The sequence below is a fragment of the Chitinimonas taiwanensis DSM 18899 genome (assembly GCF_900119825.1).
Lineage (GTDB): Bacteria > Pseudomonadota > Gammaproteobacteria > Burkholderiales > Chitinimonadaceae > Chitinimonas > Chitinimonas taiwanensis.
On the sequence record NZ_FPKR01000002.1, the window covers coordinates 186,409 to 208,048 of the forward strand.

Annotated in this window: 15 protein-coding genes; 11 read left to right on the forward strand and 4 right to left on the reverse strand. The window is 63.7% G+C overall.

The features are described from left to right. Position 1 precedes the first annotated feature (1 nt). The gene (locus BT173_RS02840) at positions 2-1,348 is read left to right on the forward strand and encodes an AMP-binding protein (protein ID WP_072427110.1); all 1,347 of its coding nucleotides are present in this window, start codon (positions 2-4) and stop codon (positions 1,346-1,348) included. A gap of 76 nt (positions 1,349-1,424) precedes the next feature. On the opposite strand, the gene BT173_RS02845 is transcribed toward BT173_RS02840, so the two are convergent. Both BT173_RS02845 and BT173_RS19575 read right to left on the reverse strand, forming a co-directional pair. Continuing rightward, complete coding sequence (locus BT173_RS02845) at positions 1,425-1,826, reverse strand: DUF3718 domain-containing protein (RefSeq protein WP_072427111.1); 402 nt, start codon at positions 1,824-1,826, stop codon at positions 1,425-1,427. Positions 1,827-1,875: 49 nt separating this feature from the next. After that, the gene (locus BT173_RS19575; RefSeq protein WP_072427112.1) at positions 1,876-3,858 is read right to left on the reverse strand and encodes a methyl-accepting chemotaxis protein; all 1,983 of its coding nucleotides are present in this window, start codon (positions 3,856-3,858) and stop codon (positions 1,876-1,878) included. Positions 3,859-4,296: 438 nt separating this feature from the next. Between BT173_RS19575 and BT173_RS02855 the strand changes: the two genes are divergently transcribed. Together BT173_RS02855 and BT173_RS02860 are read left to right on the forward strand one after the other, a co-directional pair. Continuing rightward, a complete protein-coding gene (locus BT173_RS02855; RefSeq protein ID WP_308417549.1) occupies positions 4,297-6,828 on the forward strand; it encodes an alkaline phosphatase D family protein in 2,532 nt (843 codons plus the stop codon). A gap of 104 nt (positions 6,829-6,932) precedes the next feature. After that, positions 6,933-8,753, forward strand: coding sequence for a M61 family metallopeptidase (locus tag BT173_RS02860; protein WP_072427114.1), 1,821 nt, complete (start codon positions 6,933-6,935; stop codon positions 8,751-8,753). A 63-nt stretch (positions 8,754-8,816) separates the two neighbouring features. Here the strand turns inward: BT173_RS02860 and BT173_RS02865 are convergent, their stop codons facing one another. Next, on the reverse strand, positions 8,817-10,073 hold the full coding sequence (locus tag BT173_RS02865) for a D-amino acid dehydrogenase (RefSeq protein ID WP_072427275.1): 1,257 nt from the start codon (positions 10,071-10,073) through the stop codon (positions 8,817-8,819). 114 nt (positions 10,074-10,187) lie between these two features. Between BT173_RS02865 and BT173_RS02870 the strand changes: the two genes are divergently transcribed. From BT173_RS02870 to alaS, 6 genes are all read left to right on the forward strand, one after another. After that, positions 10,188-12,038, forward strand: a complete 1,851-nt coding sequence (locus BT173_RS02870) for an ATP-binding protein (protein WP_072427115.1) — start codon at positions 10,188-10,190, stop codon at positions 12,036-12,038. A gap of 138 nt (positions 12,039-12,176) precedes the next feature. Beyond that, positions 12,177-13,226 carry a recombinase RecA gene (gene recA, locus BT173_RS02875; protein WP_072427116.1) on the forward strand — a complete coding sequence of 350 codons (1,050 nt, stop codon included), beginning with the start codon at positions 12,177-12,179 and terminating at the stop codon, positions 13,224-13,226. A 64-nt stretch (positions 13,227-13,290) separates the two neighbouring features. Next, complete coding sequence (gene recX / locus BT173_RS02880; protein ID WP_072427117.1) at positions 13,291-13,740, forward strand: recombination regulator RecX; 450 nt, start codon at positions 13,291-13,293, stop codon at positions 13,738-13,740. Further along, on the forward strand, positions 13,737-14,099 hold the full coding sequence (locus BT173_RS02885) for a VanZ family protein (RefSeq protein WP_072427118.1): 363 nt from the start codon (positions 13,737-13,739) through the stop codon (positions 14,097-14,099). Before recX ends, BT173_RS02885 begins: the two co-directional genes overlap by 4 nt. A gap of 167 nt (positions 14,100-14,266) precedes the next feature. After that, positions 14,267-16,351, forward strand: coding sequence for a prolyl oligopeptidase family serine peptidase (locus BT173_RS02890; protein WP_084658139.1), 2,085 nt, complete (start codon positions 14,267-14,269; stop codon positions 16,349-16,351). 145 nt (positions 16,352-16,496) lie between these two features. Beyond that, on the forward strand, positions 16,497-19,124 hold the full coding sequence (alaS, locus tag BT173_RS02895) for an alanine--tRNA ligase (RefSeq protein WP_072427120.1): 2,628 nt from the start codon (positions 16,497-16,499) through the stop codon (positions 19,122-19,124). A 72-nt stretch (positions 19,125-19,196) separates the two neighbouring features. On the opposite strand, the gene BT173_RS02900 is transcribed toward alaS, so the two are convergent. Then, entirely contained in the window at positions 19,197-20,354 is a 1,158-nt protein-coding gene (locus BT173_RS02900) for a PQQ-dependent sugar dehydrogenase (RefSeq protein WP_175545538.1), read from the reverse strand. A 114-nt stretch (positions 20,355-20,468) separates the two neighbouring features. On the opposite strand from BT173_RS02900, the gene BT173_RS02905 reads away from it, so the two are divergent. Together BT173_RS02905 and BT173_RS02910 are read left to right on the forward strand one after the other, a co-directional pair. After that, on the forward strand, positions 20,469-20,936 hold the full coding sequence (locus tag BT173_RS02905; protein WP_072427121.1) for a methylglyoxal synthase: 468 nt from the start codon (positions 20,469-20,471) through the stop codon (positions 20,934-20,936). A gap of 15 nt (positions 20,937-20,951) precedes the next feature. Continuing rightward, positions 20,952-21,635 carry a DUF4197 domain-containing protein gene (locus BT173_RS02910; protein ID WP_072427122.1) on the forward strand — a complete coding sequence of 228 codons (684 nt, stop codon included), beginning with the start codon at positions 20,952-20,954 and terminating at the stop codon, positions 21,633-21,635. Positions 21,636-21,640 lie beyond the last annotated feature (5 nt).

Genomic DNA, 21,640 nt, shown 5'->3' on the forward strand with positions numbered 1-21,640 from the left:
CATGCATCGCGACAGCGTACGCCCGGATGAAAGCCTGTTCCCCGGCATCGGCGATAGTGGGCGCCACATGCTGCGCCAGCTGCTCGAACACCCGGCCGCACCACGCTACCGCAACCGCAGCGGTCATCGCCTGGAGGCCGACGATCTGCTCTGGCTACGCCACTTCACCCGCGAGGTGATGGCCGCGAGCATAGGCTGGCCCGCGCAGGGGCGGCCGACCTGGCTGGCCGACTTCCTGCCCGACGTGTATCGGCGCGTGCCGGCCTACCGCCAGCGCGGTGCGCCGCCTGACGATTGGCACAACCTGCCCACGCTGTCGCGCGCTGACCTCAGTCGCGATATCACCCGCTTTGTGCCGGACGATCTGCCGCTGAACCGCCTGATCGAATACTCGACCAGCGGCACCACCGGCCACCCGCTCAAACTGCCCTCGCATCCGCGCGTGTCGGCCAGCTATCTGGCCTTCCACCGCCGTGCGCTGGCGCGTTTTGGCATCGCGCTACGCGCCGGGCGTGGCGACGTCAGCGTGGTGCTGGCCGGCTTTCAGGCGCGCTGTTTTACCTATGTGTCCTTCAACCCGCTGCTCGACGACGCGGGGTTGGCCAAGATCAATCTGCACCCGAACGACTGGCAGGCTCCCGAGGACCGCGTCGCTTATCTGGACGCGATGGCGCCCGAGCTGATCACCGGCGACCCAATCTCGCTCAGCGCACTGGCCGAACTGCCGCTGCAACACAGGCCACGCGCGCTGCTGTCTACCTCGATGGCGATGAGCGCAGGCTTGCGCGCGGCGCTGAGTGCGCGCTTCGCCTGCCCAGTGCTCGATCTGTATTCGATGAATGAATGCGGGCCGATTGCGGCGTACGCGCCGGAGCTGGACGGCCATCTGCTGCTGCAGCCACGCTTGTTTGTGGAAATTCTCGATCCGACCGGCCACCCCGTGCCGGAAGGCGAGCGCGGTGAAATCACCCTGACGGGTGGCTTCAACCCCTATCTGCCGCTGCTGCGCTACCGCACTGGCGACTTTGCCGCGCTGCGCATGACGGCCGACGGCCCATTACTATGCGGGCTGCTCGGCCGCCCACCTGTGCGCTTTCAGACCGCCAGCGGGCAGTGGATCAATAATGTCGATGTCAGCCACTGCCTGGCCCGCTTTGCCCTGCCGCAGTACACGCTGCACCAGTGCGCCGACCGCAGCCTGCGCCTAGGTCTGCCGGCCGCGCAGGCCACCCAGCAAGCACCGATATGCGCAGCCCTGCATGGCCTGTTCGGCGCGACAGTACCAATAACACTGAGCGACCTGCCCTTGGCCGATAAGGTGATTCAGTACACGAGCGATCTGGCTTGAGGCGAGAACACGCCCCCGCCGCAGCGATAAAAAGCCACCCCGCGGGTGGCTTTTCATTTGGCACAACCTGATGGGCTTAGAGCTTGGACTGCATCAGCTCGAGCACCGGCTTGATCTTGCCCTTGGTGGCGGCATCACCCGCATCGTGCTTCTTCTGAGCCCATTGCACGCTGGTCAAGCCGTCCTTCTCCGGCTCGGTCAGCGCGCGCTTGCCGGCCTTGGTGATGATGATGGTGGCGGCGTCCACCGCACCATTGCCAGCGGCCACGCGCAGCAGGCTGTCGTTGCCGCAGCGGATATCTTCATAGGTGCGACGCAGTTCGATGCCCGAGTCATCGAGCTTGCGGCGCAGGCCGGCGCGGTCATTGGCCTTGGTGTATTCGCAGACGCTGCTGACCGCGCGGTCGAAATCATCGTCGGCCTGGGCCAAGCCGAGCAGGCAGACGGAGAGCAGGCTGAACAGAAGACGGTTTTGCATGATGAGGCTCCAGATGTGTTGGCGGGGGAATGCGGTCGGCGCGCGGCGCTCAGACCTGGAATTGGGCGACCTGGCGCTGCAGGCGCTCGGCCAGTTGCGATAGCTCGCGGCTCGAGGCGGCGGTCTGGGTGGCACCCACGGCGGTCTGCTCGGCAATCTCGCTGATGCCGAGCACGCCCTGGTGCAGCTGACGGGTAGTGGTGTTCTGGCGCTCGGCCGCGCTGGCGATCTCGCCGCTCATGCCGTCCACCTGACGCATGCTGGCCAGGATGGCATTCAAGGTCTTGCCAGCCTCGGTAGCCTGGTCGACGCTGGCCGCGGTGCCGCTGCGGCTCTGCGACATGGCGCCCACCGCGTCCTTCACGCCGGCCTGCAGGCGGGTGATCACCGACTGGATCTCGCCGGTGGACTGGCGCGTGCGGCTGGCCAGCGTACGGACCTCGTCGGCCACCACGGCAAAACCACGCCCCTGCTCACCGGCGCGCGCCGCTTCAATCGCGGCATTCAGGGCTAGCAGATTGGTCTGCTCGGCAATCTCGCCGATTACGGTCAGGATGCGGCCGATGTCCTTGCTATAGGCATCCAGGCGCGCCACCACTTCCGAGGTCGATTCGATATGACCGGCCAGCTGGGAGATGGTCTGCAGATTGGCGCTGACCACGTCCTGGCCACGTTCGGCCATGGCGCGCGCGGCGCGGATCTCGTTCAGGGTGCGCTCTGCACCTTCCGAGACGGCACGCACGCTATCGCTCATGGCGGCCATCTCGCGCACCATCTCGTCGGTCTGGCGCTTCTGGTGTTCGATGCCGGCGCTGGTCTGGGCGGTAATGGTGGCACTCTGCTCGCTGGCCTCGGCCAGACGCACCGCGTCGCCGGCGATATCCACCAACATCACGCGCAGGCGCTCGGTCAGCTCATTGGTCGAGCGGGCCAGGTCACCGAATTCATCCTGGCTATGTATGGCCACCGTGCGGCTCATATCGCCGGCCGCCAGGCTGCGCAGCTGGGCGACTACACCCGCCAGCGGGCGGCGGATGCTATTGGTCACCCAGATGGCGGTGGCAATCGCAATCGCCAGCGCCAGCAAGCTCATCAGCACGATGGCGGTCATGGCCACGCTGCTGCGGGTCGCGGCGCCGGCGGTGGCGGCATTCACCCGCTCGCTAGCCAGCTTGGCAATCGCATCCAGCTGCTGGCGCGTGCTGTCGATGCGCTGGTTGAGCTCGGCCAGCGCCTTCAGCGACTCGGCATCCTGCTCGAGCGACTGCACATACAGGCCCAGCAAAGCGCCATTGCCCTCCAGCACGCTCAGGTAGTCGGTGAGCAGGTCGCGCACCTCGTCCAGACCCTTGGCCGACTCGCTGGCGGCCAGCCCGGCGCGGATCGCCTCGGCCAGCGGCAGCACATCCTTGGCGGCGATGCGAGCCGATTCGAGCTTGCGCTGCTGAAGCGCCTCGCTGGCCAGGATCACCGCCTGTTTGACATCGCGGCGCAGCTTGCTGAGCACCGCCTTATTGCCCTGGCCGGCATCCATCGCATCGGCAATCAGCCCATCCAGCTCGTCGGCGCTGTCTTCCAGCGTAGCGCGCGCCGTTTTGAGCTGCGGCTGCTGGCCGGCAAAACGCTTGTGCGAGCTGAACAGCGCATCGGCCGCCGTCTGCACCGCCGCGATATCGGCGCCAAAGCGTTGTGCTGCCGACTTGAGCGCCTCGTCATTGGCGCCCAGACCCTGCAGCTCACCGCGCAAGTCAGCGATGCGCTTGGCCGTGTCGGCATAGCGCGCCTCGATGGCGCTGAGCTCGGCCTCGTCCTGATTGCCATGGTAGGTATCGGCCAGGCGGCCGGTTTCCAGCAGCGCCACCAGCACCGACTGACTGTGGCCGCGCAGCTGGGTGGCGTCGCTGACATTGGCCAGGCTGGCATTCATGCTGGCCTGACCGAACAGACCGGTCAGCCCCACCGCCAGCAAGAGCGCAGTAACCACGAAGAAGCCGGCAGCAATTCGCTGCACGACGGTGAGACGAGCGAACATGGTGATTCTCCCTCCAGCCCGGCACGCATCGGCACCGGGCGCCCCTGAGCGCTTGAACCACCCGCTTACACCCCGGGATCACCGGTAAAACGGGCTATCAAACATTAGAAAGTTCGAATTTAACCATGCGAAATAGGGAGTACCGCAATGCAGTAAACCAAGCTGTCGCATCCGCGCCACGCCTTGCTGGAAGCGGCTTGCGGCGCTATTCACCAAGCGCCACAAGGATAAATGACATAAGCATTTCCCTACAAAAGGCTGGTAAGCGGGCAAAAACCTTGTCTAAACAAGTGAATCGCCATTTCGGCCTGAAATATCGATGACATGCATGCCGCTTAGACTACATTTATCCACAGCCCAAGCATGCGCTTGACCGGCATACCCCGCCGCAGGGCTGACAACAATCAAGGGAGCGTACGGATGGATAGAAGACAGTTTTTGAAAGCAGGCAGTTTTGTCACCTTCTCGGTTGCCGGCCTCGGCCTATTTGGCTGCGGCAGCGACGAGAGCAATGCACCGGTGGCTGCCTTGCCACCGGCCGCCAGCGGCAATGGCTGGCAGTTCCCGCAAAGCCTGGCCTCGGGCGACCCGCGCCCAGACGGCATCATGCTGTGGACGCGCGTGGTGCCGGCCAATGCCGACCCGGTGGCCAGCAGCAGCCAAGCCGATTTCAGCATCCGCCTGCAGATCAGCAGCGCTGACCACGCCAGCAAGCTGGGCAGCAATGCCGCGCTGAGCGGCAGCCTGGTACTGGATACCCAGCTGCCGGTGCGCGCCGAGTTCGACCACACAGTGCGCCACAAGGTCAGCGGCCTCGAAGCCGGTAAGACCTATTTCTACCAGTTCATCGCGGGCGACATGCGCTCCAAGGTCGGCCGCTTCAAGACCGCCCCGGCACGCAATGCCGATGTAGCCGAGCTGAAGTTCGCCTTCCTTAGCTGCCAGGACTGGAGCATCAATCACTGGGGCGCGTATGCCCATATCGCCGCCAATGAGCAGCTCGATTTCATCGTGCACCTCGGCGATTACATCTATGAGACGGTGGGCGAAGCCTTCCAGACCGGCGCGGTGGAAAACCTGCATACCCAGCTGGTGCTGCCCAACGGCACCTTCAAGAACGGCAGCAGCGGCGCCAAGTACGCGAGCACGCTGGCCGACTACCGCTATCTGTACAAGCAGTACCGCAGCGATGCACGCCTGCAGGCCGTGCACGAGCGCTTCCCCTTTATCGCGGTCTGGGACGACCATGAGTTCAGCGATGACTGCTGGGGCGATGCGCAGACCTATACCAATGGCAGCGCAAGCGACAATGATCGCCAGCCTGCCCGCCGGCGCAGTGCCAACCAGGCCTGGTATGAGTACATGCCGGCCGATATCTACTACAGCGGCAAGGATGCCGAGGGCATTCACGACATCCGCATCTACCGCGAGCTGCAGTTCGGCAAGCTCGCCCATCTGGTGATGACGGACGAACGCCTGTACCGCAGCGATCACCTGATTCCGGAAGCCAGCGCCAACCCGGCTACCGGGCTTGCCTTGGGCAGCATAGGCAGCCGCTATATGGTGCCGAGCAATATGCTCGCCGGCGTGGAAGCACAAAAAATGGCGGCGGGTCAGGCCAAGGGCGATCCGCTGGCCCTGGTGTCCATCCTGGGCAAGACACAGCGCGAGTGGTGGCAATCCACGCTCAAGCAGTCCACCGCCACTTGGAAGCTGTGGGGCAATGAAGTCTCGCTGCTGCGCATGGGCATCGATGGCACGCAGGCGATTGCCACCCTGGTGGCACTGAACTTCATTCCCACCCTGGCCGGCAATATCGCCACTGCCGCCAGTGCACTGAGCAATAGCCAACCACTGGCGGCGGCCGTGGTGGCCGCCGTGGCGGCCGGCGCCAGCAATACCGTCGCGGCGAATGGCGCCGGGGCGATCGGCCTCAGTGATGCCGGAGCTGGCGACACGAATGCCAAGCTCACGGCTGCAATCGGCGCAGGCCTGAGTGCACAGCAGGCGGGGCTGGCAGTCAGCGCCTTCGATGCCGTCAAAACCGCAGCCACCGCTGGCGCCAACAGTAGCCAGCAGCAACAGGCCGGCGCACTGCGCATTGCCGAGTTGCTGACCGGGCAAAGCGGCCCCAGCGCCGTGTTTGCCGCCATCAAGGCCGATATTGCCAGCAAGCAGCAGAACTCGGCCTTTATCCCGGCCAGCATGAAATCCAGCCTGAGCGGCTTCTTCACCCAGTTCCTGCTCAATGCCGACCAATGGGACGGCTTCAATGCCGAGCGCAAGGCGCTGATGGCGCATCTGGCCAGCAATAACATCAAGAATGTGGTCGCGCTGACTGGCGATATCCATGCTTTCTACGCCGGCACCGTGCACGACGATTACAGCGCTGCCGGTGGCGGCACGCCGGTGATGGTGGACCTGGTCACCGCCGGGGTCAGCTCGGACTCCTTCTTCAGCTATCTGAAAGATGCCGTGGGCAGCCTGTCGAGCAGCCTGGCCCCCCTGGTCTACTACCCGCTCAGCGCGCCAGTTAGCGGCCTTGGCACGGTCGAACTGAATGTGAACCTGCTCGACCATACGCTTAGCCCCAGCAATGTGACGGCAGCCTCGCTGGCCAGCAGCCTGCGCGTGCAGCTGCGCGGCGCGCTGGCTGCCAAGGGCGTGCCCGAGGCTCAGCTGGATGCCACCACCACGGCCGTCCTCGCAGGCCTCGAAACCAGCAGCAGCTTCACCGGCCAGTTACTGCCGGTGGCGCAGGCCTTGGCCGGCCTCAATAGCAACCCCTGGCTCAAGCTGGCCAATACCGATGCCCAAGGCTATGCGGTGGTCACGCTGACACCGAGCGCGCTCAGCTGCGAATTCAAGCAACTGAATAAGCTGGTAGGCGGCGCAGCACCCAGCAGCACGATTGCCGCCAGCAAGCGGGCCGTGGTGCAGAAGGACATCGCCGCAGTCACGATCAGCTAAGCACACACGCGTCAGTCGCTCAGCCCCGCCGTATGGCGGGGCTTTTTCTTGCCCAGGCAGCGGCGTAGACTGCGCGGCTTTCCCGCCACCAGCGAGTTGCCGCGATGAAACCCACCATCCACTACCGCATCAGCGCCGCCCACCCGGAAGCGCATCTGTTCGACATCCGCCTGCACATCGAGCACCCTGCCGCAGAAGGTCAGCGCCTGAGCCTGCCGGTGTGGATTCCCGGCTCCTACCTGGTGCGCGAATTCGCCAAGCACATCGTCAGCATCAGTGCCGAGGACGAGCGCGGCGCGCTGGCCATCAGCAAGACCGACAAGAACCACTGGCAGCTCGCGCCGGCCCAGGGCGCGGTGACCGTGCGTTACACCGTGTATGGCTTCGATCTGTCGGTACGCACCGCCTACCTCGACACCACGCGCGCCTTTTTCAATGGCAGCAGCGTGTTCCTGGGTGTGGACGGTCAGCTCGACCAGCCGGTGGAAGTGGATATTGTGGCCCCGAGCGGCAAGGCTTATCGCGAATGGCGCGTGGCCACCAGCCTGCCCGCCCACAAGGCCAAGCCCTATGCCTTTGGCAGCTACCGCGCCGCCGACTATGACGAGCTGATCGACCACCCGGTCGAAATGGGCGACTTCACGCTGATCCAGTTCAAGGCCTGTGGCGTGCCGCACGACTTCGTACTGTCGGGCCGCCTGCCCAAGATCGATTCCAAGCGCCTGGCGCGCGATTGCAAGAAGATCTGCGAACACCAGATCCGCATGTTCGGCGAACCCGCACCGTTCGAGCGCTATGTATTCATGACCTTCGTCAGCGGCGATGGCTATGGCGGCCTGGAACATCGCGCGTCCACCGCGCTGATGTGCAAGCGCGAGGACCTGCCCAAGGACGGCGAAACCGGCATGAAGAGCAGCTACCGCCAATACCTGGGGCTGGTCTCGCACGAGTATTTCCATAGCTGGAACGTCAAGCGCATCAAGCCCGCTGCTTATGCGCCCTACCCGGCCGATGGCGAAGCCTATTCGCGCCTCTTGTGGGCCTTCGAAGGGCTGACCAGCTACTACGATGACCTGACCCTGGTGCGTGCCGGCCTGATCGATGCCGACAGCTATCTGGAACTGCTGTCACACACGATTACCGGCGTGCTGCGCACCCCGGGCCGCCTGGTGCAGAACATTGCCGATTCCAGCTTCGACACCTGGATCAAGTTCTACCGCCAGGACGAGAACAGTCCGAACAGCGGCATCAGCTACTACACCAAGGGCGCACTGGCCGGTCTGTGCCTCGACCTGCACATCCGCCAGGCTACCCAGGGCAAGCACAGCCTGGACGATGTGATGCTGGCGCTGTGGGAGCGTTATGGGCGCGACTTCTATGCTGGCAAGCCGGTGGGCGTGCCAGAAGAGGCCTGGGAACAGGTGGCCGAAGAAGTGACCGGCCTGAAGCTGCAAGCCCAGTTCGACCACTTCCTGCGCAGCACCGAGGAGCTGCCGCTGGCCGAGATGCTGGCCAGCGTAGGCATCCAGTGGCAGGCGCGTAGCCAAACCGGTGCCAATGACAAGGGCGGCTGGCTGGACAAGGCCAAGCCAAATGGCGTCTGGCTGGGTGCGCGCACCGCCAGCGATGGCGCCCTGGTCAAACTCACCCATGTGCTCAGCGATGGTCCGGCCGAGCATGCTGGCCTGAGTGCCGGCGATGTACTGGTCGCCATTGATGGTCTAAAGGCCACGGCGGGCAATCTGGATGCCGCCTTGGCCGCCGCCAAGCCGGGCGACAAGCTGGACGTACTGGCCTTCCGCCGCGACGAGCTGATGAACGTCAAGCTCAAGCTGGAAGCCGAACCCAGCCAGACCGTGGGCCTACGGCGCGACGACAGCGACCCAGCCAAGCTGGCCGCGCGTGAGGCTTGGTTGCACGGCTGAACGACAGCCTAGCCAGCCATGCAAACGGCGCCCCGCGGGGTGCCGTTTTGTTTACCAGCCAGCTCAGAAGCCGACGAAGTCGAAATCCAGCTCGGGTTTGTGCCCAGCCATCAGCTCGGCAATCGCCCGCCCCGAACCCGGCCCCTCAGTCCAGCCCAGCGTGCCGTGACCGGTATTCAGATAAAGATTGCGGATGCGCGACCTCCCCACCAGCGGCACATTCGACGGCGTGGACGGGCGCAGCCCAGTCCAGAACTGCACCGAATTCGGGTCGGCCGAATTGGGGAATAGCTCAAAGTAGCGGCGGATCAGCGCCTGGCAGCGCACCGGATTGAGCTCGGTGTTATAGCCATTCAGTTCGGCTGTGCCGGCGATGCGGATGCGCTCGCCAAGACGCGTGTAGACGATCTTCATCGCCTCATCGGTAATGCTGACCAGGGGGGCGCCCGCGTGGTCTTCGGTGGACAGCGTGGCCGAGTAGCCCTTGGTAGGGTAGATAGGCAGATAGAGGCCCAGCGGCGCGACCAGCTGCGGGCTATAGCTGCCAAGGCATAGCAGGTAGGCGTCGGCCTTCAATATCTCTTCGCGCCCCTCGCAGTCGCGCACCTTCACGCCGCTGATCTCGCCACAGGCCGACTGCAGCTCGCGGATGCAGGTATTGAAGCGGAACTCCACCCCCTTCTGCGCGGCCAACGCGGCCAGACCCTGGGTGAAGCGATGCGCATCGCCCGACTCGTCATCCTCGGCCCAGGTGGCGCCGACCAGGCGGCTACCCAGGCCGGCCAGCGCCGGCTCGATCGCCACCGCCCGCTCGCGCGGAATCGCCTCGCGGACGCAGTTGTACTCACGCATCAGCGCCGAGGCTTCGGCCGCCGCCTCGAAAGCCGCCTGCTCGAAATAGATCTGCAGGATGCCGCGGCTGGCGTGGTCGTACTCGATATCGGTGCTGGCACGCAGCGCCTGCAGGGTGGCGCGGCTATACAGGCCCAGATTGACCATTTGCACGATATTGCGTGCAGTGCGGCCGGGCAGGCATTCGCGCAGGAATTGCGCGCCCCAGGCCCACTGGCGCGGATCGACCTTGGGGCGGAACAGCAGCGGCGCATCGTCGCGCCACAGCCATTTCAGCACCTTGAGCGGTGCTTCCGGATTGGCCCAGGGCTCGGACTGCGAGACGGAAATCTGCCCGCCATTGGCAAAGCTGGTTTCCAGCGCGGCCGCCGGCTGACGGTCCAGCACCGTCACCTCGAAACCGGCTTCGCGCAAAAACCAGGCCGAACTGACACCGGTAATGCCGGCACCCAGAATCAGGACTTTCAAGTACTTCTCCTTATTCGCCACAACGCCGTTTGCATCGCCTCGGGCCGGGCCTAATAATAAGCAGACAACATTCGTTGGCGATTATCCAACAAAAAGCTCAGGGAGCTGCTTTCCATGACATTGACCCTGCGTCGCGCCGTTGTCCTGGCGATTCTGGCCGGCCTTTTGGTGCCAGGCATATTCATCAGTTTCCTCACGGTACAAAGGCAGGAAGATGCACTGATCAAGAACCTGAACCAGGACCATAGCCGGATTACCGAGATCCTGGTGCTGGGCATGCAGGAGCCGCTATGGAATCTGTCGCCCGACACCGGTAAACCGCTGCTCGACTCGGTGATGAGCGATCCGCGCATCGTGCGCGTAATCGTGCAGGACGCGACCCTGGGCACCTTTCTGGAAATGAATCGCCCCGAGCGCCGCCAAGGCAAGCTGAAAACCCTGGCGCAGAGCGTGACCAAGCAGGGCAATGTGATCGGCAAGGTGACGGTGGAAATGGACGATGGTGCAGCGCTCGCCTCCATCCACCAGAGCCAGCTGTATTTCTTCATCACTGCCGGCATCCAGCTGGCGCTGAGCCTCGCCTTCATCCTGGTTCTGCTGCAAAGCCGCGTGCTCAATCCGCTGCAAAGGCTGATGTCCGAATCAATTCGCCTCGCGCGGCACGATCTGTCCACCCCGTTCGAATGGCGCCGCCATGACGAGATCGGCAAGCTCGGCCAGAGCCTGGAAATCACCCGTCAATCGCTGCACAGCCTGTTTGGTGAGCTGGAAAGCAAGAACCGCGAGCTGGAGGCCGACATCCAGCAGCGTCGCCAGATCGAGCAGGCACTGCGCGCCAGCGAAGATCGCTATCGCCGCCTGGTCGAGTCGACCAATGTGGTGCCCTGGGAAGCCAACCCGGCCGAGTGGCGCTTTACCTATGTCGGCCCGCAGGCCGAGGTGCTGCTCGGTTACCCGCTGCATATCTGGTATAGCGAGGGCTTCCTGAGCAGCTATCTGCATCAGGATGACCGCCACCTCGCCTACAAGCTGTTCACCGAGGCACAGGACCTCGACCGCCCGATCGAATTCGAATGCCGCATGCTGGGCACCGATGGCCGCCTGGTCTGGGTGATGCTGATCGCCACCGCCATTCCGGATGAATCGGGCGACCGCCATCTGCAGGGTTATCTGATCGATATCTCGGCGCGCAAGACCACCGAAATCGAGCTCAATCATTATCGCAACCACCTAGAAGAGCTGGTTGAGCAGCGCACCAAGGCGCTGGCCGCCGCCAATAAGGAGCTGGAAGCCTTCTCCTACTCAGTGTCGCACGACCTGCGCGCTCCGTTGCGCAGCGTGGACGGCTTCTCGCAGGTGCTGCTGGAGGACTATTCGGACAAGCTCGACGACGCGGGCCGCCAATACCTGGGCCGCATCCGCCGTGCCACCCAGAATATGTCCAATCTGATCGATGACCTGCTCAATCTGTCCAAGCTCACCCGCAGCGAGGTGAATACCCAGGCGGTCAATCTGTCCGATATCGCCAACGAAATCCTGCAGGAGCTGGGTAGCAACGATCCCGAACGCCAGGTCAGCATCAATGTGATGCCGAATCTGGTCACCGAGGCCGACCCCAAGCTGATCCGGGTAGTACTGCAGAACCTGCTCGCCAATGCCTGGAAGTTCACCGCCAAGGTGCCGGCAGCCGAGATCAAGTTCGGCGCCACCCATATCGAGGGCCAGAATGCCTTCTATGTGTCCGACAACGGTGCCGGCTTCGATATGGCTTATGCCGACAAGCTGTTTGGTGCCTTCCAGCGTCTGCACAATGCGCAGGAATTCGAGGGCAATGGCGTGGGTCTTGCCATCGTCCAGCGCATCATCAACCGCCATCACGGCCGGGTCTGGGCCAAGGGCTCGCAGGGCCAGGGCGCCACGTTCTACTTCACCCTGCCGCGTCAGGTGGAGAAAACCATCAGCTAAGTGCTTGATTGAACTGTATCCACACAAAAAATAGCGAGCGAAGCCAGCTCGGGGGCTTCACAGCGAAAAAGCTTGTGCTATAGTCCGCCCGACCGAATTAGAGAACGTTCGTTCTCCGCACGCTAAGGAAACCGAAACATGGATGACAACAAGAGCAAGGCCCTGGCCGCAGCGCTGGCGCAGATTGAAAAGCAGTTCGGCAAGGGCTCCATCATGAAGATGGGCGAAGGCCAGATCGAGAACGATCTGCAGGTGGTGTCCACCGGCTCGCTGGGTCTGGACCTCGCTCTTGGCGTCGGCGGTCTGCCACGCGGTCGCATCATCGAAATCTACGGTCCGGAATCCTCGGGTAAGACCACGCTCTGTCTGCAGGCCGTGGCGGAGATGCAGAAGCTGGGTGGCGTGGCTGCCTATATCGATGCGGAAAACGCGCTCGATCCGGTCTATGCCGGCAAGCTGGGCGTGAATGTGGGCGATATGCTGATCTCGCAACCCGATACCGGCGAACAGGCACTGGAAATCGCCGATATGCTGGTTCGCTCGGGCGGTGTGGACATCATCGTGATCGACTCGGTGGCCGCCCTGGTGCCGAAGGCCGAAATCGAAGGCGAGATGGGCGACAGCCACGTCGGCCTGCAAGCCCGCCTGATGTCGCAGGCGCTGCGCAAGCTGACTGCCAATATCAAGCGCACCAATACCCTGGTCATCTTCATCAACCAGATCCGCATGAAGATCGGTGTGATGTTCGGCAGCCCGGAAACCACCACCGGCGGTAATGCGCTGAAGTTCTACGCCTCGGTGCGCCTCGATATCCGCCGCATCGGCGGCATCAAGAAGGGCGAGGAAGTGGTCGGTAACGAGACGCGCGTGAAAGTGGTCAAGAACAAGGTCTCCCCGCCGTTCCGCGAAGCCCACTTCGACATCCTGTACGGACAAGGTATCTCGCGTGAAGGCGAGATCATTGAGATGGGCGTGACCCACAAGATCGTCGACAAATCGGGCGCTTGGTATGCCTACCAGGGCAATAAGATCGGCCAGGGCAAGGACAATGCGCGCGAATACCTGCGCGACAATCCAGCCATCGCGCGCGAGATCGAAGCCAAGATCCGCTCGGCCGTCGGCATCAACGCGCCGCTGCCGGTCCCTGCGGCCGAGGCCGACGACGAAGAGATGCCGGAAGAAATCTAAGCCGCGCACTCCAGCGCCACCCCAGCGGGTGGCGTTTTTCATTCTGCCCCCTCCCCTGCCCACCATGTCTGTCGTCGACCTGCAAAAGAAAGCCCTCGACCTGCTTGCCCGGCGCGAGCACTCGCGCCAAGAGCTGCAGCGCAAACTCAGCCGCCTGGACGCCGATAGCGCCGAGATTGCCGCGGCGCTCGATGCGCTGGAAGCGCGCGGCTGGTTGTCCGATGCGCGCTTTGCCGCTGCCTATGTACGTGCCAACGCCGCGCGCTTCGGGCGCTTTCGGCTGGAGCAAGCTTTGCGCGAACTCGGCATTGCCGATGCGCTGATACGCGAGGCCTTGGACAACCTGCCTGAGGACGATACGGAACTCCTGCGCGCCCGCACGGTCTGGCAAAAGCGCTTTCGCGAGCGCCCGCGCGATGAGCAGGAGCGTGCGCGCCAAGCGCGTTTCCTGCAAAGCCGTGGTTTTGCCTACGAGGTGATCCGCAAAGTGATTGCTGGCCTGGAAGATGAATGATGCCCCCACTCCCGCGTCGCCCCGCCCTGCTGATCGGCGTGGCGCTGATCCTGGCCATTGCCATCGGCTCGCTGATGCCGGCGCCACCGCTGCCCGACACACCCGATAGCGACAAGATCGCCCACCTGCTCGGCTATGCCGTACTCAGTGGCTGGTGGGCACTGCTGCTGCGCGGTCACTGGCTGCAGGTGCTAGTCGGTGCCAGCGCCTTTGGGGTGCTGATCGAGTTCCTGCAGGGGCAAACCGCCTACCGCAGCTTCGATCTCTACGACATGCTGGCCAATGCTTGCGGCGCACTGCTCGGCCTGGCGCTAGCCGCTCTACTCGGCCGGCTAATTCAGATCCGCACTGCCAGCTAGAGCAAGATCAGTTCCTCTCTGACGCACTGGTCGCTGTGGTGCTCAGGCCACACCATTCATCGCGCTGCGCTGCAGCCCGTCGCAGAAAATGGCTGCCTACTGCGCGCCTGCCTATGCTCGCCCACCTTGGGCCACCAGCCCGTATTCCGTAATCGATGGGGGAGCGCATGAAGAAGCAGTTGTTGACACTGGCCCTGGCGGGCGCCGCACTGGGCGTGCATGCCGAGGCAGCGGTAGATGCCTACCAATGGCTGGAAGACGTGGGCGGCGAAAAAGCGCTCGACTGGGTCAAGACCCAGAACGCCGCCAGCCGCGCGATGCTCGAACAGGAGCCGGGCTTCGCCGCCCTGCGCAGCCAGGTGCGCGAGATTCTCGATTCCAAGGCGCGCATCCCTTATGTGAACAAGCTGGGCAGCCATTACTACAACTTCTGGCGCGATGCCGAGCACCCGCGCGGCGTGTGGCGGCGCACGGATCTCGCCAGCTACAAGCAGGCCGAGCCACAGTGGGAAACCGTGCTTGACCTGGATGCGCTGGCTAAGGCGGAAAACGAGAACTGGGTCTTCAAGGGCAGCAAGTGCCGCTACCCCGCCTATGACCGCTGCCTGATCGAACTCTCGCGCGGCGGTGCCGATGCGGTAGTCGTGCGCGAATTCGATATCGCCAGCAAATCCTTCGTGGCCGATGGTTTCAGCCTGCCGGAGGCCAAGACCGATGTGAGCTGGCAGGGCAAGGACGCGATTTTCGTCGGCACCGACTTCGGGCCGGGTTCGCAAACCGATTCCGGCTACCCGCGCGTGCTCAAGCTCTGGCAGCGCGGCACACCGCTGACAGCCGCCAAAACAGTATTCGAAGGCCAGCAGAGCGATATCTCGGTCGGCGCCGCCGTGGTGGAACGCCCAGGGTATCGCTACGAGATCATTGAGCGCGGCGTGACCTTCTACACCAGCGAAACCTGGTTGCGCGAAGGCGACAAGCTCAGCCGTCTTGCCGTGCCCGATCATGCCAAGGTGCAGTTCTTTGGCCCGCAGCTGCTCGTCCATCTGCGCAAGCCCTGGAAGGTGGCCGGCAAGACCTGGCCGGCCGGCAGCCTGATTGCCAGCGACTTCGCCGCCTTCCGCGCCGGCAAGCCGCGTTTCACCGCGCTGTTCACCCCAAGCGCCACCACGGCACTCGAGCGCGACGGCATCAGCTTCACCCAGAACTATGTGCTGCTGAGCAGCCTGGACAAGGTCAAGGGTCGCATCAGCGAATGGCGCTTCAATGCCGGCCAGTGGCACAAGCGCGAGGTAGCGGCACCGGCCTTTGGCAGCCTGGGCGTGATGGGTGTCGATGAGGACAGCTCGGATGACTACTTCCTCACCCATGTCGACTTCCTGACCCCCGATTCGCTCTATCTGGCCCGCGCCGGCAGCGATGCGCGCGAACTGCTCAAGCAGCGCCCGGCCTTCTTCGATGCCAGCCGTTTCGAGATCGCCCAGTACGAGGCCAAGTCCAAGGACGGCACCCGCGTGCCCTACTTCATCGTCAAGGACAAGACGCTCAAGCTCGACGGCAGCCACCCGACCCTGCTGTATGGCTATGGCGGCTTCGAAGTCAGCCTGACTCCGTGGTACTCGGCCGGTGCCGGCAAGGCCTGGATCGAGAAGGGTGGCGTGTATGTGGTGGCGAATATCCGCGGTGGCGGTGAATTCGGCCCGCGCTGGCACCAGGCAGCGCTCAAGCAAAACCGCCAGAAGGCCTATGACGACTTCATCGCCGTGGGTGAGGACCTGATCCAGCGCAAGATCACCCAGCCCAAGAAACTCGGCATCATGGGCGGCAGCAATGGCGGCCTCTTGATGGGCGTGATGCTGACCCAACGCCCCGACCTCTTTGGTGCCGTGGTCTGCCAGGTGCCGCTGCTGGACATGCAGCGCTATAACCAGCTGCTGGCTGGCGCGTCCTGGATGGGCGAATACGGTAATCCCGACATCCCGGCCGAATGGGCATACATCCGCAAGTTCTCGCCGTATCACAATCTGCAGGACGGCGTGCGCTACCCGAATGTGCTGTTCACCACCTCGACCCGCGATGACCGCGTGCATCCTGGCCATGCGCGCAAGATGTTCGCCAAGATGCAGGGCATGGGCATCCAGAACGCCTGGTATTACGAAAACATGGAAGGTGGCCATGCCGGCGCGGCCGACAATGGCCAGAAGGCCGATATGACCGCGCTGGAGTTCAGCTTCCTGTGGAAGATGCTCAAGTAAGCACGCGCGGCGCAGCAAGCTGATGGCAAACAGGCTCGCTTAGGCGGGCCTGTCTGTTTTCCGCCCATGCCGACGCGCTGCAATGCAGCAGTTTCGGGCATAATTGGCGGATATTTTTCGACTTCCCGCACGGATCCTCCACGTCATGCGCACCGCAGAAATCCGCCAGAAATTCCTTCACTTCTTCGAAGGCAAGGACCATCAGATCGTCGCCTCCAGCCCGCTCGTCCCGGGTAACGACCCGACCATCATGTTTACCGTGGCCGGCATGGTGCAGTTCAAGGACGTGTTCCTCGGTTTCGAAAAGCGCGGCTACACGCGCGCCACCACCAGCCAGAAATGCCTGCGCGCCGGTGGCAAGCACAATGACCTCGAGAACGTCGGCTACACCGCGCGTCACCACACCTTCTTCGAAATGCTGGGCAACTTCAGCTTCGGCGACTATTTCAAGCGCGACGCGATCACCTATGCCTGGGAATTCCTGACCAGCCCGCAATGGCTGAACCTGCCCAAGGAAAAGCTGATGGTGACCGTGTATGCCAGCGACGATGAGGCTTACGACATCTGGCATAAGACGGTCGGTCTGCCGGCCGAGAAGATCGTGCGCATCGGTGACAACAAGGGCGCGCCCTATGCGAGCGACAACTTCTGGACCATGGGCGACACCGGCCCCTGCGGCCCCTGCACCGAGATCTTCTACGACCACGGCCCGGACGTGGCCGGCGGCCCCCCCGGCTCGCCCGATGAAGACGGTGACCGCTTCATGGAAATCTGGAACAACGTGTTCATGCAGTTCAACCGTGACGAGGCTGGCGTGCTGCATCCGCTGCCCAAGCCTTCGGTCGATACCGGCATGGGCCTGGAGCGCCTGTCCACCGTGCTTCAGGGCGTGAAGTCCAATTACGAAACCGACATCCTGGCCAGCCTCGTCAAGGCCGCCGCGCGCGAAACCGGCGTGGCCTACACCCAGGACCAGCCCTCGCTGAAGGTGATTGCCGACCATATCCGCGCCTGTGCCTTCCTGGTGGCCGATGGCGTGCTGCCGTCCAATGAAGGCCGAGGCTATGTGCTGCGCCGCATCGTGCGCCGCGCCGTGCGACATGGTTACAAGCTCGGCCAGAAGGGCCTGTTCTTTCACAAGCTGGTGGCCGATCTGGCCAGCGCCATGGGCGATGCCTACCCGCAGCTGATCGAGGGCCAGGCGCGCATTACCGCCGCCCTGAAGGCCGAGGAAGAGCAGTTTGCCCGTACGCTGGATATCGGCATGGCCTTGCTGGAAAAGTCGCTCGAGGGCGGCAAACGCACGCTGGATGGCAAGACCGCCTTCACCCTGCACAGCACCTATGGCTTCCCGATCGACCTGACTGCCGATATCTGCCGCGAACGCGAGCTGGAACTTGATATGGCCGGCTACGAGAAGGAGCTGGCCGAGGAACAGGAGCGCGGCCGCGCCGCCGGCAAGTTCAATGCCGCTGCCAATGTCGAATACAACGGCAATGACACGATTTTTGAAGGCTATGTGGCCAATAGCTGCGAAGCACGCGTGCTGGCCCTGTACAAGGATGGCGCAGCCGTCGAGGTGCTGAACGCGGGTGAGGCCGGCGTGGTGGTGCTCGACAATACCGCCTTCTATGCCGAAGGCGGCGGCCAGGTTGGCGACAGCGGCGAGATCAGCGCCAGCGGCGGCCTGGCAGCGCTGTTCGATGTGCAGGACACCCAGAAGGTGAAGGCCGCGGTATTCGGCCACCAGGGCAAGCTGGTGCGCGGCACGCTGCGCCTCGGTGACACCGTGACCGCCACCATCGACCTGCACAAGCGTCTGGCCACGGCCCGTAACCACTCGGCCACCCACCTCCTGCACGCTGCCCTGCGCGAAGTACTCGGCACCCATGTGCAGCAGAAGGGCTCGCTGGTGAACAACGAGCGCACGCGCTTCGACTTCGCGCATACCCAGGCCGTCAGCGCCGAGGAAATCGCCAAGATCGAAGCGGTGGTCAACCATGTGATCGCGCAGAACTACCCGGTGAGCGCCACCATCATGAAGCAGGACGAGGCACTGAAAGCCGGCGCCATGGCCCTGTTCGGCGAGAAGTACGGTGATGAGGTACGCGTACTGAAGATGGGCCAGTTCTCCACCGAGCTGTGCGGTGGCACCCATGTGCAGCGTACCGGCGATATCGGCTTCTTCAAGATCGTGGCCGAAGGCGGCGTGGCGGCCGGCATCCGCCGCGTGGAAGCGGTGACCGGAGAAGGCGCACTGGCCTATGTGCAGGATATGGAGCGCGAAGTGAAGCGCGCCACCCAGCTGATCGGCGCCCAGCCAGGCGACCTGTTGGGCAAGCTGGAAAAGCTGCAGCTGGAACAGAAGGCGCTGGAAAAGGAAGTGGCCAAGCTCAAGGGCAAGCTGGCAGCCAGCGCGGGCGACAGCCTGCAGGATCAGGCCGTCGAGGTGAACGGCATCAAGGTGCTGGCCGCCCAGGTGGAAGGCGCCGACAACAACGCGCTGCGCGAGATGGTCGACAAGCTGAAGGACAAGCTGGGCAGCGCTGCCATCGTGCTCGGCGCGGTGGCCGAGGGCAAGGTGGCCCTGGTGGCCGGCGTGACCGCCGACCTAACCGGCAGGATCAAGGCGGGCGAGCTGGTCAATCTGGTCGCCCAGCAGGTCGGTGGCAAGGGCGGCGGCCGCCCGGACATGGCCATGGCCGGCGGCACCCAGCCCGAAGGCCTGAGCGCCGCGCTGGCCAGCGTGGCCGATTGGGTCAAGAGCAAGTAAGCCGCGCAGCCCAGTTAAAAAGCCGACCTCGTGGTCGGCTTTTTTACGTCTGGCTTAGGGCCAGCACGATATTTATGGCTGCGGCGATAGGCGCAGAATACTGCCGTCGCCCTCGTCGGTCAGCAAATAGATCAGACCGTCCGGCCCAACCCGCACATCGCGGATACGCTGACCGAGGCCCTGCAGCAAGCGCTCTTCCTGCTTGATCTTCGTGCCGTCCAGCGCCAGGCGCACCAGCATCTGGCCGCGCAGTGCGCCAACCAGCAGGCTGCCCTGCCACTGCGCAAACGGCTGGCCCTGATAGAAGGCCATGCCCGAGGGCGCGATGCTTGGCACCCAGTAGTGAAGCGGCTGCGCCATGCCGGCCTTGCGACTACCCTCGCCGATCGGCGCACCCGAGTAATCGACACCCCAGGTAATGACTGGCCAGCCATAGTTGACGCCGGCCTGGGTCAGGTTGACCTCGTCACCACCCTTGGCGCCATGCTCATGCGTCCACAGCTGCCCGCTGAGCGGATGGACAGCCGCTCCCTGCAGATTGCGATGCCCATAGCTCCAGATCTCCGGCCGTGCGCCCGCCTGCTTAAGGAAGGGATTGTCGGGCGGCACGCTGCCATCCGCCCGGATACGGATGACCTTGCCCAGATGGTTGTCCAGACTCTGGGCCTGATCGCGCTCGCTATAGCGGTCGCCGGTAGTAACAAACAGTGTGCCATCGGGCGCGAAGGCCAGGCGTGAACCGAAATGCAGCTGCGAGGCCACGGCCGGCTGCTGGCGGAAGATCACCTTGGGCTCGCTCAAGCCCGTCTCGTCCAGCTTGGCACGCAGCACGCTGGTGCCATTGCGCCCCTGGCCACGCGGTTCGGCATAGCTGAGATAGATCCAACGCGTGCTGCGAAATTGCGGATCGATCGCGACATCAAGCAGACCGCCCTGCCCGCTGGCCATGATGGGCGGCAGGCCCGCCAGCGGTGCCGAAACGCGCCCATCGCTGCCGACGAGGCGCAGACGCCCGGCGCGCTCGGTCACCAGGAGGCGCCCATCGGGCAGGAAAGCCATGCCCCAGGGGTGATCAAGGCCGCCGACGAACTGGCTCAGAGTCAACGCATAGGCTTCGCTGCGAAAGCGCGCGGGCAAATCGATGGCCCAAGCGGGGCTGCTCGCGCACAGCAGGCCCAGCGACAAGCAGAGGCCGCGCAGGCTTAGGCGCAGCGGCAGAACAGCAAACATCGTCTCACTCCTTAACTGGCGGCCAGCGCAGCGGGCTGCCTCGTTATACTAGGCACTCTCCCAAGCCATGCCCGCCACGACAGTACAGGCAGCCATAAGAAAAGGACCCAGCGCATGGATTTCAAGCAGATCATCATGCAGCCGGCCAAGCAGATCGCCCTGGTCGCACACGACAATATGAAAGCCGACCTGCTCGACTGGGCCAAGTTCAATCGCGGCAGTCTGGCGCGCCACCGGCTCTTCGCCACCGGCACCACCGGTCTGTTGATCGAACGCGAACTCGGCCAGCCCGTGCATCGTTACCAGAGTGGCCCTTTGGGCGGCGACCAGCAGATCGGCGCCGCGATTGCCGAGCAGCAGATCGACTTCCTGATCTTTTTCTGGGACCCGCTCGAACCCCAGCCGCACGACCCGGATGTGAAAGCCCTGCTGCGCATGGCCGTGGTCTGGAATATACCGATGGCCAGCAACCGTGCCTCGGCCGATTTCCTGATTTCGTCCAGCCTGATGGACAAGGCCTACCCACGCCGGGTGCCCGACTACAGCGCGCACGCCGAGCGCGCGCTGCCCAAAACCGCCTGAATCCGCGAGCCCACCATGTTGCCCTACCGCCTTACTGCCCTTTGCCTGCCCCTGCTGCTCAGCCTGAGCGCCCAGGCCATCAGCCTCGATCAATTGACTGGCAAGGACGCCAGCGCCGGCCTGAAGGAGGCGCTGACCGTGGCCGCCAATAGCGCGGTCAGCCAGCTTGGTCAGTCCGATGGCTTTCTGGGCAACCAGCAGGTCAAGATTCCGCTGCCCGATAGCCTGAAGAAGGCCGAGAAGATGCTGCGCAAATTCGGCATGGGTGCCCAGGCCGATGAGCTGATCACCACCATGAACCGCGCCGCCGAGGGCGCCGTGGTGGAAGCCAAGCCCATCCTGGTCAATTCGATCAAGCAGATGAGCTGGCAGGACGCCAAGGGCATACTCAGCGGCGGCGAATCGGCTGCCACCGACTATTTCCGCCGTACCAGCAGCCAAGCCATCGCGGCCAAATTCCTGCCCATCGTGAAGAAGTCCACCGCCAAGCTGCAGCTGGCAGACAAATACAATGCCTATGCAGGCCAGGCGGCCCAGTTCGGCCTGATCAAGGCCGAGGATGCCAATCTTGATGACTATGTGACCCGCAAGGCCATGGACGGGCTGTTCCTGATGATTGCCGACAAGGAGAAAGCCATCCGCGCCGACCCGATGGGCCAAGCCAGCAAGCTGCTGCAGAAGGTATTCAGCGCCAACTAGGCAGG

Coding starts and splice junctions, on each gene's coding strand:
- BT173_RS19575 (WP_072427112.1), bottom strand. CDS start 3,858: ATGTTCGCTCGTCTCACCGTCGTGCAGCGAATTGCTGCCGGCTTCTTC.
- BT173_RS02840 (WP_072427110.1), top strand. CDS start 2: ATGCATCGCGACAGCGTACGCCCGGATGAAAGCCTGTTCCCCGGCATC.
- alaS (WP_072427120.1), top strand. CDS start 16,497: ATGCGCACCGCAGAAATCCGCCAGAAATTCCTTCACTTCTTCGAAGGC.
- BT173_RS02905 (WP_072427121.1), top strand. CDS start 20,469: ATGGATTTCAAGCAGATCATCATGCAGCCGGCCAAGCAGATCGCCCTG.
- BT173_RS02885 (WP_072427118.1), top strand. CDS start 13,737: ATGATGCCCCCACTCCCGCGTCGCCCCGCCCTGCTGATCGGCGTGGCG.
- BT173_RS02890 (WP_084658139.1), top strand. CDS start 14,267: ATGAAGAAGCAGTTGTTGACACTGGCCCTGGCGGGCGCCGCACTGGGC.
- recX (WP_072427117.1), top strand. CDS start 13,291: ATGTCTGTCGTCGACCTGCAAAAGAAAGCCCTCGACCTGCTTGCCCGG.
- BT173_RS02910 (WP_072427122.1), top strand. CDS start 20,952: ATGTTGCCCTACCGCCTTACTGCCCTTTGCCTGCCCCTGCTGCTCAGC.
- BT173_RS02845 (WP_072427111.1), bottom strand. CDS start 1,826: ATGCAAAACCGTCTTCTGTTCAGCCTGCTCTCCGTCTGCCTGCTCGGC.
- BT173_RS02870 (WP_072427115.1), top strand. CDS start 10,188: ATGACATTGACCCTGCGTCGCGCCGTTGTCCTGGCGATTCTGGCCGGC.
- BT173_RS02860 (WP_072427114.1), top strand. CDS start 6,933: ATGAAACCCACCATCCACTACCGCATCAGCGCCGCCCACCCGGAAGCG.
- recA (WP_072427116.1), top strand. CDS start 12,177: ATGGATGACAACAAGAGCAAGGCCCTGGCCGCAGCGCTGGCGCAGATT.
- BT173_RS02900 (WP_175545538.1), bottom strand. CDS start 20,354: ATGTTTGCTGTTCTGCCGCTGCGCCTAAGCCTGCGCGGCCTCTGCTTG.